Source organism: Oceanobacillus halophilus, from assembly GCF_003628505.1.
Classification (GTDB): domain Bacteria; phylum Bacillota; class Bacilli; order Bacillales; family Amphibacillaceae; genus Oceanobacillus; species Oceanobacillus halophilus.
Window position 1 is genome coordinate 21901 of the sequence record NZ_RBZP01000010.1, and the last position, 11535, is coordinate 33435.

At 35.8% G+C, this 11535-nt stretch carries 9 protein-coding genes; 1 reads left to right on the forward strand and 8 read right to left on the reverse strand.

Annotated elements, in window-relative coordinates:
- Window positions 1–117: 117 nt before the first annotated feature.
- The 6 genes from D8M06_RS12500 to D8M06_RS12525 all read right to left on the reverse strand — a co-directional run bounded on the left by D8M06_RS12500 (window position 118) and on the right by D8M06_RS12525 (window position 7544).
- A complete protein-coding gene (locus tag D8M06_RS12500) occupies window positions 118–1026 on the reverse strand; it encodes an ABC transporter permease (RefSeq protein WP_121204748.1) in 909 nt (302 codons plus the stop codon).
- A gap of 18 nt (window positions 1027–1044) precedes the next feature.
- Window positions 1045–1908, reverse strand: a complete 864-nt coding sequence (locus D8M06_RS12505; protein ID WP_121204749.1) for an ABC transporter permease — start codon at window positions 1906–1908, stop codon at window positions 1045–1047.
- 5 nt (window positions 1909–1913) lie between these two features.
- Window positions 1914–3029 carry an ABC transporter ATP-binding protein gene (locus tag D8M06_RS12510; protein WP_121204750.1) on the reverse strand — a complete coding sequence of 372 codons (1116 nt, stop codon included), beginning with the start codon at window positions 3027–3029 and terminating at the stop codon, window positions 1914–1916.
- A 56-nt stretch (window positions 3030–3085) separates the two neighbouring features.
- Entirely contained in the window at window positions 3086–4252 is a 1167-nt protein-coding gene (locus D8M06_RS12515; RefSeq protein WP_121204751.1) for an extracellular solute-binding protein, read from the reverse strand.
- Window positions 4253–4695: 443 nt separating this feature from the next.
- Window positions 4696–6774, reverse strand: coding sequence for an alpha-glucuronidase family glycosyl hydrolase (locus D8M06_RS12520; protein WP_121204752.1), 2079 nt, complete (start codon window positions 6772–6774; stop codon window positions 4696–4698).
- Window positions 6775–6860: 86 nt separating this feature from the next.
- Window positions 6861–7544 (reverse strand): GntR family transcriptional regulator, encoded by a 684-nt coding sequence (locus D8M06_RS12525; protein WP_121204753.1) that lies wholly within the window; start codon window positions 7542–7544, stop codon window positions 6861–6863.
- A gap of 215 nt (window positions 7545–7759) precedes the next feature.
- On the opposite strand from D8M06_RS12525, the gene D8M06_RS12530 reads away from it, so the two are divergent.
- Window positions 7760–9775 (forward strand): glycoside hydrolase, encoded by a 2016-nt coding sequence (locus D8M06_RS12530; protein ID WP_121204754.1) that lies wholly within the window; start codon window positions 7760–7762, stop codon window positions 9773–9775.
- Between the two features lie 114 nt (window positions 9776–9889).
- Here the strand turns inward: D8M06_RS12530 and D8M06_RS12535 are convergent, their stop codons facing one another.
- Window positions 9890–10288 carry a VOC family protein gene (locus D8M06_RS12535; protein WP_121204755.1) on the reverse strand — a complete coding sequence of 133 codons (399 nt, stop codon included), beginning with the start codon at window positions 10286–10288 and terminating at the stop codon, window positions 9890–9892.
- 118 nt (window positions 10289–10406) lie between these two features.
- Complete coding sequence (locus tag D8M06_RS12540; RefSeq protein WP_121204756.1) at window positions 10407–11390, reverse strand: aldo/keto reductase; 984 nt, start codon at window positions 11388–11390, stop codon at window positions 10407–10409.
- Window positions 11391–11535: the final 145 nt, after the last annotated feature.

An 11535-nucleotide genomic window follows, 5' to 3' on the forward strand; every position in this document is an offset into this window, starting at 1 on the left:
GTTATAAAATACTAATAGGACAAAGTAATCTTATAAAATATGTTTTCTTCACTCATCTTCAACTATTTAAATACATTAATAATGAGTGAAGAAGTGATTTTTCATTAACATGTTTACCTATTTACCTAAACGCCTCTGCGTAAATGATGAAACCCAAAGACTTAGGAATGAGAAGAACAGCAATGGAATCATTAGAGTTAAAGCTAACGAGTTAAGCATTGCTGGCGGCTGTGAACCTGATCCCTGTAGTACACTAAATACCATAACATTTAAAGTTTGCGTTTTTGGACCAGAAATCAACAAGATAATGGTAAATGTATTAAACATTCTAATAAAAATGTTGATAGCTGATGCTGTTATTCCTGGAACAACTTGTGGAAGAACTATCCTTTGAAATAATTTAAATTTAGTTGCACCTAATGACGTTGCAGCATACTCCAATCTTGGATCTAACGATTCCATATATGGAAGCAAAATAAATACGGAAAAAGGAATACCTACAATCAAATTCACAATAATTAATCCAGGAATCGTTTCTGCTAGACCAATAGAATAGAAGATAGAAGCTACTGGTATTGCATATAGTAAATCCGGTAATGTAAATGGTAATTGGAAGAAACTAATTAATGCTTGTTTAAAAGGAAAGTCCCTTCTCGCTAATATATAAACCGTTGGAATACTTAATACTAATGAGATAACTGTTGCAGTCAACACAATTCCCATAGTAATTTTAAAATATTCGCCAACTTCGTATGCTTGCCATGCTTTAATAAACCATTCTATTGTATAACCCTGTGGTAGAAATGTTCCATACCATTCTTCTCCAAAGGCACTTAAAACAACGGCAATTGTCATTCCTAACACAATCGTTAAAAACAATAGAATTAAAGCCCAGGAAGAAGTTTTGTAGCCTTTCTGCAAGAATAACCCTTTTCTGCTGTTTCTTAGTGGCTTTCTATTTATATTTCCCTGTACAGTTTGACCATCTTCTTTTTCCAATTCTGGAAAAGATTTTTCTGCCTTCATTTTACTTCACCTCTTTCATTACTTAAATGTACTTGCTGAGCCAATATATCCTCGTTTTCGAATCGCAAACACAATACTTAAAACTAACAGCTGTGTAATTCCCATAACAATGGCTACTGTGTTTGCCATATTATAGTTAAAATTACGCATCGCTTCTTCAAAAGCTACTACAACAAATGTACGTGTTTCTGATGCAGGATTACCTACGATGACTGCTGTAGAGTAAACACCAATTTGCATAATCAAATTTAAGGCAAAAACAGTTAATACATTGGAGCGAATTAGAGGCCAAAACACCCTTTTGAAAGTCACCCATCGACTAGCCCCCAATGTACGAGCTGCCCTTTCTAGATTAGGGTCAATAGTCCCCATCATTCCAACTAAATTAGAAGCGATAAAAGCTGTACCCAAAATAACAAGAGCTATAAATGCACCTGCATAGTTATAAACTAAAGTAAATGGTTCATCAATTAGACCCATATTTATTAATGTTGTATTAAACCATCCAGTTGGTTTAAAGAATGCGATAACCGCCATATCAACAATAATAGAGCCTAAGGTAAGAGGGAATATAGTTAATCCAGCTATAATTCCGCCACCTCTCATCTTTTCTCTTATAAAATAAGTAATTCCAAAAGCAATAAATAGCTCTATTATAGAAGCTGGGACTACTAGATATAATGTGCGCCAAATCGTATCATAGTAATTTGAATTCGTGAAAAACTCTACGTAATTAGCTAATGTCAAGCCAGCAGTCTCTGGTTGCTGGAATGTCATAACAAATCCTTTTAATAGTGGATAAACGAATAGTAATAATAATGGAATCAGTGATGGAAGAAGCAGAAGATAATCCCTCTTCTTTGCAAAAACCTCTTGGTTCATTTCAATCACTCCTCATCAATAATTAATAGTTTTGCAGGGTCCAAATATAGTCTTACTTCTTCTCCCATCGCATATGGATTCAATCCTAATACGTTCACCTTAAATGTTCTTCCTTCTTTTGTTTCAACTTCATAACCTGTTGCACTTCCAATATAGTCACTTACGGTAATTTTTCCACTTAGCGTGTTCATTCCAATCTTGGGGTCCGTAATAATCTCGAGCATCTCTGGTTTTATTGTTAGAATTACTTCATCACCAACTTGGTGCTGTTTATCATGATTTACTACTAGTCGAACGGAATCTTTATCCGCTTCAAAAATAAATTGTCCATCCTGCTCATCAATAAGTTTTCCTCTTAAGAAATTACCGTATCCTATAAAATTAGCCACAAAATAGTTTTTCGGTTTCCCAAATATTTCTTTTGGCGTTCCAATTTGTTGGATAATTCCATTTGACATGACGGTTACCTTGGTTGATAAGGATAATGCTTCTTCTTGGTCATGCGTTACGTAAATTGTAGTAATCCCTAATTCATCATGCAGCTTTTTCAATTGTGTACGCATTTCTTTACGAAGTTTAGCATCTAAGTTACTTAATGGTTCATCAAGCAATAATACACGTGGTCTAATAACTATTGCGCGTGCCAGTGCAACCCTTTGCTGTTGTCCCCCACTCAGATCTTTAATAAAACGATTTCCTAAATCATTCAACTGAACCATTTCTATAGCTTCCTCAACCCGTTTTTTCTTTTCTGACTTACTTACTTTTCTCATATCTAATCCAAAAGCAATATTTTGTGCAACCGTCATATGAGGAAACAATGCATAGTTTTGGAAAACCATCCCTATATCCCTTCTGCTCATATCAATCTTATTGATTGGCTGTCCATTAAAAGTAATTTCTCCTGACGTAGGTTGCAAAGTACCAAGTATCATTGATAGGATGGTTGTTTTACCGCATCCACTTGGTCCGAGAAGTGTCATAAACTCTCCGTTTTCAATATCAAGACTAGCATTATGTACTGCGGTAGTAGAACCAAACTGTTTTGTTAAATTTCTAATTTCAACTCTAGTTGAATCTAGAATCGTAGTAGAATTCTTTTTCTTTACGGCTTGTGACATTCCCATTACTCCTTTAGTACCCCCGCCTTATAAGGCGGGGTTTTTTTCTTCATTTTTTATTTCGCTTGAATATTCTGTTCCCAAAGACTATAACTTTCATTCGTAGCTTCTAAGTTAGGGAATAACACCCAATTATCTTCTGGAACATAAATGGTTTCTCCGTCTTTAAATTCTGGCATAACACCTTCTTGATAGTGATTATAAGTTTCCACATATTCCTCTTCTAGAAGTTCCGGAGATGCTTCGCCATTAGCCGGTAAGAAGCCAACTGCATATCCTTGAGATTGAACCTCTTTTGAAGTTGCAAACTCTAGAAATTCTAATGCAGCTGCTTTACGATCGTCCGGTAAATCCTTTAACATAACATAGAAATGAGAGTCGATAATTTGTTTCGTATCTTCCAAAGCAACAGCTCCAATATTTGGTGGTACAGTATCTGTAGCTACTAAATTAGCAAACCAAAATGGAGTGTGTGGTATGATATCCACCGCTCCCTCGTAAAGCAAGTCAAAGCTATCAGAGGTTTTTGTTGGATAGTTATCGATCGTTTCTCCAATATCTTCTAGGTATGTCCAAGTCTCGTCCAACGACTGAGGGTCATTAAAATCTTCCCCTAAAGATTGAGCTAATCCAAAGAAAAATCCTCTTGCTGGACCACTGGATGGTACTGCTGGGTAAGTAAATTTACCTGGGTTTTCTGAAATCCAATCTTTCAGTTCTGCATAAGTAGTTGGTGGGTTATCAATTTTGTCTTTGTTATAAACTAGGATAGGCCCACCTGAACCAGTAGTTACTGGAGCACCATATCCATCAAAAGATTCTTTATAAGCGCTTCCAATTTCATTCCATTCATCCGCATGAACTTCTTCACTGTACTCTGGTAAAAGTTGTTCCCATAAACCATCATTTATTCCTAATGGAAGACCGTCTAATCCAGTAATAACAACGTCGATTGTTCCATTATCACCTTGTGTTTTTATTTTATTAATGATTTCCTGTGGGGTACCGCGACCATACTCTACGTTGTACTTTCCACCTGTTTCTTCTTCAAACATGGGTATAACAATATCATTGTAATATTCATCTCCACCAGCTACAGAATAAATAGTCAGTGTAGTGGGGTCATCAGAACCACCGCTTTCTTCAGCACCTCCACCACATGCAGCTAGTATAATTCCCATCATCAAAATAGTAGCTAATAAAATCCATTTTTGTTTTTTCATATATTTCCCTCCTCGTTATAGTAAATAATCTAAAACGATATCATCAATATCTTTCAATAGGCACCCTTTTTTCACAATCACCTCCTTTAGGATATTTCTTGTAATCGATTGCATTCATTCCAAAAAAATATGGCCAAGACACAATCTCTACTTTAAGTATTTTAATTATACTAGTATGGTAGATAAAAGCGCAGTTATACCAGAAAAAGATTATACTGATAATATTACCACTTTAATTATACTAGTATGTTAGTTATCTATATTCTATCTATAATTCTTTAAAATGGCAATAAGATTTGTATATATTTTTTTAAAATATCGAATGGTCAGAACCTATTGTTTTATTGATATTACGCTCTTGAGAAATAACTACGCATTCTAAAAGTGTGGAGAGAGACCTCTTCCAAATGGGCAGCCCATATGGAAGAGGTCTTGTTATTACGTTAATAAATCGGTCTACCTTGTTGATCCGGTATGCCAGACTTCCTATAAAAATAAGTGTTGATGCGATCACGCCACTCGATTGCATTCTCTAATTGTCTCTGCAATCTATCTTTCACATTTTCAAATACCCAATCCTCTACTTTACCTTTCAAACTGTTCCATCGTTGAATAAAGTCCTCGACTTCTTCTACACCTTGGTAATGAGTATTATAAATGTGTTGGATAACTGTTTCCCCTGACTGCAATTTATGTGTGTATGGGACATGATGGAAGAATAAAAGCAGTTCATCTGGGCAATTTTCTAATGAATTATAAACTTTTGCATTTGGTTCAAAATATTGACCAGCATACCCTGTTCCAGTTTCAATCGTTCGGTCAACACCAATACCATCACGATCTGCAAAATGATAGGTACCCCATTTCGAATACTCATACCCTTCAACATTCGGTCCATAATGATGATCTGGGTTAACCATCCAGCCTACACCAAGTGGTGCGGTATAATTCTCATAAGTTCTCCATGAATGAAGTAACATATATTCAATTTCCTCAACTACCTTTGGATCATTTCCGAATGTTAAATGAATCCAATCTTTTGTAATTTCGTCTGTTGTTAAATCAGGATTCCAAATCAGTCTCCCAAATCCATAAAAATTTGCTTGGGCTAATGTATTTCCTGTCCAGTTAATATCATCACCAATGTTGGATACCGCTGCAATACCACTATGTTTATAGCCATACAATGAACCATCAGCAATGGATTTAACAGTTGATCCTTCTCCTTTGGCATATGTATCAAAATTTAATACTTCTTTCCATTGAGGGATTAAATAACAAACATCTATTTGCTGACCGGTATATTCCTGTGCAATTTGAAATTCAAGTACTTGATTGGTATCTTTCATTGCACCTAATAACGGAGAGACTGGTTCTCTCACTTGGAAGTCCATTGGTCCATTTTTAATTTGCAAAATAACATTATCCAGAAATTGGCCATCAAGCGATTTGAAGTTATCGTACGCAGCTCTAGCTCGGTCTGTTTTCCTGTCTCGCCAATCTTGTAAACAATTGTAAACGAAGCAGCGCCATACTACCTTTCCATTAAAAGGTTTTAGTGCTCGTGCTAATACATTGGCACCTTCCACATGTCCTCTTCCATACGTGAATGGACCTGGTCTCCCTTCTGAATCTGCTTTGACAACGAAACCACCAAACTCAGGAATATAGCTATAAATCTCTTCTACCTTTTCAGCCCACCATTTTTCTACTTCTTCATTAAGCGGATCCGCGGATTCCAGGTTTCCTAATTCCATTGGACTAGCATAGTTTATGCTTAGGTACGTTGTTATCGCATAAGACTCCAGAATGTCTGCTACCTCTTTAACTTTGGGAAGGAATTTCTCAGATATTAAATTCGTCTCTATATCCCAAACATTTACATTATTGATAGAAATGGCATTTACTCCAACAGATGATAAAAGCCTTGCATAATCTCTTACTCTTGTTAAATCATTAGTGAAATCGTTATCATTAAAGAAGATAGAATTGCCAGAATAACCCCGTTCAATGGAACCATCGATATTATCCCATTGATTCATCATTCTTAACTGATTTTTTGGTGCTTCAATAATCTCTAAATCATCAATAGACTCTTCTCTTTGTAAAATCCTTAGGAAATGAAAAGTTGCATATAAAGTGCCTTGATCCGTTTTACCAATTAATAGTACCTGTTTTTGATTTTCAGCATATTTTAGAAGGTACCCTTCTTCATTTAAGTTAGAAAATAGTTCTCTAGCAATACCAAACTCTTCTAAGTCAACGCTTTCATATGTACCTAAAACAATAGAATATTCATTTGTTGGGAAAGGTTGAACAGATGGTGTTATATCGAACATTGAGTTCAGTGCATTCTTCAGTTCATTGACCGCAGAATTTATTACAACGGTATCATCAGCAACAGCGATTGTAGAAGCTATTTTGCTGTATTTTTCTGCATTCTCTAACTTCCGATACTGTAGCCAGCAGTGATAACTATTGGTTAATAGTTGATTGTTCTCGTTATTTAATATTTCCTGCATTTGCTTAACCTCCTATATTGTGAAGAAATACATTGATTTTATACCTTTACAAACAAGAATCAATGTATTTATTCAAATCTTGCGAATTAAAAATAATTCGGATATTTCTTCTTGAGTTCCTGTTTCTCAAAATTTACTAAGTTTAAATGTTGGACAATCAATTTCTCCGCGTCCTCTTCTTTTTTATCCTGAATAAAATTAAGGATAGCCTTATGTTGAGATACAAGAATATCCCATTCAAGATTAGAAGCTAAACGAAGAACTCGTAACCTATCAAAATGACTATTCATTTGTCTAATCATTTTCCAGGTCCTCAGTTTGTTGCATCCTTCAAATAACAATCGATGGAATTCATCATCTAATTCTAGCAATTGATGGTAAGATCCTTTATTCAAGCATAGTTCTTGCATGACAATATTGGATTCCAGTCTAAAAAACTGTTCTTCATCAAAATCCTGACAGGCTTCTCGTACAACTGCTTTCTCAATATTTTCTCGAATGAACCTTCCTTCTTCAACTAGATCCAAGTCAATCATAGAAACAATTGTACCAATCTGAGGATATATACCCAGCATATCTTCCTGTGAAAGTTTTAAAAATGCTTCCCTTACTGGTGTACGACTTACACTTAACTCTTTTGCAATTTCCTGCTCAGAAATTTTTTGACCAGGTTCCAAATCAAGTTCTATAATTCTCTTCTTTAATGTCTCATAAACAAAGTCCCTGGTTGAATAATTTTCTCTTTTAATGACCGGCGGAATTATTCTCACCTCTTTCCAATTCTTCTAATTTTTGATATTCTAATAGTACTAGTATGGTAGTTACATCTCCATTATAGAAGTTTCTTATCGTAATTTCAATTATTTTTTATTTAAATACATTTATTGGTTATTTCGGACTATTTTTAATATTATGAATTGACAACGTTTTCAACTTGTGGAAGAATTCTAATTGTGACTTTTAACAAAACTTAGGAGGGAAGATAATGAAAAGGAAAAAGATTACTATTTTCAGAACCTTTAATGTGCTTCTCAGTTTTCTACTGGTCTTTAGCACCTTTGGTTCCACTACCCCATTGCTAGCAGATTCTGCTGACCAACCAGCAAGCGTTATAGAATGGGATGAAGAATTACAAGAAATAGATGGTTTTGGAGGATCGTTTGCATTTCATAAGGGCGGATCCATTATGAGATTAGACGACCCAGTTCGAACTCAAATACTAGACCTATTGTTCAGCCAAGAGAAAGGTATCGGAATAAGTATTGTTCGGAACATGGTTGGCGATGGTGGAATTGATGACTGGGGAAACGAAGACTATGATGGACCTAGTGAAACCATCATGCCAAACCCAGGAGAATATGTTTGGGATGACCCAGATTGGAATAAAGATGAGTTTGACAAGTATCAAATCTGGATTATGAATGAAGCTAAAAAACGAGGAGTAGAGACCTTCTTAAGTACAGTTTGGAGCCCACCAGCATGGATGAAACAAAATAATAGCGTTATAGATAACGGGGAAGGTCCAAACAAATTAAGAGAAGATATGTATCAGCAATTTGCAGAGTACTTAGCAGATTATGTCAAAGGTTATAAAGAGCATTTTGATATAGATATCACGCATGTTTCTCCTGCAAATGAACCTGACTTAAATACAGGATATTCCAGTAACGTATGGACTCCAGATGAGTTAAATACTTTTGTTCGCGATTATATGGGACCTACTTTTGAAGATAGAGATATCGGTACTAACATTGTTTTAGGTGAGGCAATGAGATTTAGTGAAGAATATGCACTTCCAGCAATAAATGATCCTAAGACCAATAAATATGTAGATGTTGTTGCAGCTCATGCATACACAGGATTACAAGAAGGTGAAACTACACCTGACCCAGATGCCTTTAAACGGTCAAACGAATTAGGAAAAACTATTTGGCAAACAGAATACATGAATCAAGGTGACAACAAACAAACTTTTGAAAATAACACTATTACTGATGGATTGAGATATGCTAACCTTATCGGAAATATGTTCGAAGTGTCAGGTACAAATGCTTATTTCTGGTGGTGGCCAGCCGCAAATAACGGAGCGGACGGTTCTGATTTAATTCGTCTCGTGAATGATGGCAGTGATCAAGGAATAGATCCAACAGAAAATGGATTATACCGCGTCTTTAAACGTTTCTATACTTTTGGGAATTACAGTAGATTTATTCAGCCTGGCTATGTCATGCTAGAGGCAAATAATCCTGCAGATGATGTAAAGGTTACGGCATACAAAGACTCCGCTACTGATAACTTTACAATTGTTGCCGTGAATAATAGTGTAGAGGATCAAACGATAACATTTGATTTAGATAACTTCCCTGAAGATGTAAATGCTGTTGTTCCTTACCGAACCTCTGCTAGCGAAAATCTCAAAAAGCTAGATTCGGTAAATGTAAATGATAATAACTTTACTATGGAACTAAGAGGTTCCAGTGTAACAAGTTTTATTCCTGAACAATTTGAATTACCTGCCCTTCCTGATATGAAAGACGTGTTTTCTACCTATTTAGCTGCAGAAAATGATGGACAGACTTCTGGATTACGAGTAGACAATAATAAAAATGGGGATAAAGTAATAACGAATGTTAGGGATGGTTCCTATATTAAATATTCTAACGTAAACTTTGCAGATGGATCTGCTTCAGGTGAAGCTGATAAACGAGGAATATTAAGTATGAAAGCTAAAGTAGCTCCAATTGCAGGTGGTACGATTGAAGTTAGATTAGACGACCCTTATAACGGTAAAATCGTTGGAACCATGGATGTTCCAAGGAACGGAAATCCAAATGACCCGATAACTGTATCAACAATGATTGATACAAACTCAACTGATGGTGCCTATGGTTTCCATGACTTATACCTTGTTTTCACCACTGAAAACAATAGTAATAGGAAAATGTTTAATGTAAGTAAGTTTGAATTTAGTGATGAAGTAATTTCACCAATTGAAGAATAGAAAAACGAGGGCACTATATGATTCAAAGGTGCCCTCGTTTTTTCTATTTATTTTAGCTTTGCTTAATGCTTTCTTTTCTTCTTTTATTGCTAGATTATATAGTTATTTACCTCTTCACTGAGCTCGAATCGATGTTTGTTCCACGTTAAATTCTATAATGTTACCGTCAGGATCTTGGCAAAAGATTTGCGCAAAACCGCTTTTGCTATTTGGTTTTAATAGTATCTCAACACCTGCTTCTTGCAAATAACGAAGTGTTTGATAATAATTTTTAACACGAATCGCAAAGTGTCCTTCTTTGGATTCAATATTGCGACTCGTTCTTAAGGTTTCGGAATCATCATAAACAATTAGATGTAATTGTAAGTCGCCTATTTTGTACCAGGCCCCTGGAAAATCAAAATTAGGTCGGTCTAACTCTTCAAACCCAAGAATATTTCCGTAGAACTCCTTTGCCTTTTCCAAGTCAGTTACCGAAAGACTTACATGATGTAATCCTTCAATGTTAATCATATAGTTCAACCCCTTATTAAAAGCTTCTAAAAGCAGTTTAATATGATTAGCTTAGTCCATACAATTGAAAGCATGTGAGAAAATGTAATTTATTTCCTTTACCATGGATTAAAATTTCTTAATAAGCCCCGCGAATATGATCCTTCACTTTTTCCTCATAAAATCGCACCAAACGGCTCAATTCCTCTTCCGTATAATCCTTCACATCCAGTGCTCCTAGATTATCCTCCACCTGTTTCACATTACGGAAACCTGGAATCACACTCGTTACCGCTTCCTGTTCCAGAATCCATTTTAAAGCAGCTTTGGTCATATTTCCTCTTCCTTCTGCAATCCACTCGAGCTCACGGCTTAATTCCACACCTTTATTAAATTCAAGACCAGCAAAAGTTTCTCCTACATTAAAGGCTTGTCCGTCTTTGTTAAAACGGCGATGATCATCTTCTTCAAAAGTCGTATCTTTGCTGAATTTACCAGTTAACAAACCACTTGCAAGCGGAACTCTCGCAAGAATGCCAACTCCTTTTTCCATGGCTCTTGGGAATAATTCTTCCAGTGGTTTTTGACGGAACATATTAAAAATAACTTGTAAGGCACTTGCTCCAGAGTTTTCCAGGACATATAATCCTTCCTCTACCGTCTCTACACTTACACCATAGTAACGAATTTTTCCTTCTGCTTTTAATTTTTCCAGTACGTCAAATACACTGCCATCTTTTAAAATTTCAAGTGGTGGGCAGTGAATTTGATATAAATCCAAAGTGTCGCGGTTTAATCGTCTTAATGTGTTGTCAAGATAGGTGCGCACCTGTTCTTCGGAGTAATTTTTTGGATCGTTTATATCCCCTGCACGGCAAAACTTCGAAGCGATATGTATCTCAGATTCCTTTCCTTTCGTTGCTTTTGCTAAAAGCTCCTCCGCATGGCCATCCCCATACACATCTGCGGTGTCAAAGAAATTAACCCCTAACTCCATTGCACGGTCTAAGCCCTTCAATGATTCCGTATCATTAACTTTGCCCCATGCACCACCAATAGCCCAAGTACCAAAACTTAGATTGCTAATGTTTAAATCTGTATTTCCTAATTGTTTGTAATTCAAAGTAATTCCTCCTCTTTTTATGCTGTGTTGTGTTCTAAAAGATTGTTGTAAATAATCAGTGGATTAGCACAATATTTCCGGAGCTGTTAAAGCACCAACCCCATTTCATATTGTGTCGCATTTTATAACAATATGAAGGCTCTTC

What these genes read in the sequence shown, in the direction of transcription:
- D8M06_RS12500 (WP_121204748.1), bottom strand. Translation starts at nt 1,026, where the DNA reads ATGAAGGCAGAAAAATCTTTTCCAGAATTGGAAAAAGAAGATGGTCAA.
- D8M06_RS12505 (WP_121204749.1), bottom strand. Translation starts at nt 1,908, where the DNA reads ATGAACCAAGAGGTTTTTGCAAAGAAGAGGGATTATCTTCTGCTTCTT.
- D8M06_RS12510 (WP_121204750.1), bottom strand. Translation starts at nt 3,029, where the DNA reads ATGTCACAAGCCGTAAAGAAAAAGAATTCTACTACGATTCTAGATTCA.
- D8M06_RS12515 (WP_121204751.1), bottom strand. Translation starts at nt 4,252, where the DNA reads ATGAAAAAACAAAAATGGATTTTATTAGCTACTATTTTGATGATGGGA.
- D8M06_RS12520 (WP_121204752.1), bottom strand. Translation starts at nt 6,774, where the DNA reads ATGCAGGAAATATTAAATAACGAGAACAATCAACTATTAACCAATAGT.
- D8M06_RS12530 (WP_121204754.1), top strand. Translation starts at nt 7,760, where the DNA reads ATGAAAAGGAAAAAGATTACTATTTTCAGAACCTTTAATGTGCTTCTC.
- D8M06_RS12535 (WP_121204755.1), bottom strand. Translation starts at nt 10,288, where the DNA reads ATGATTAACATTGAAGGATTACATCATGTAAGTCTTTCGGTAACTGAC.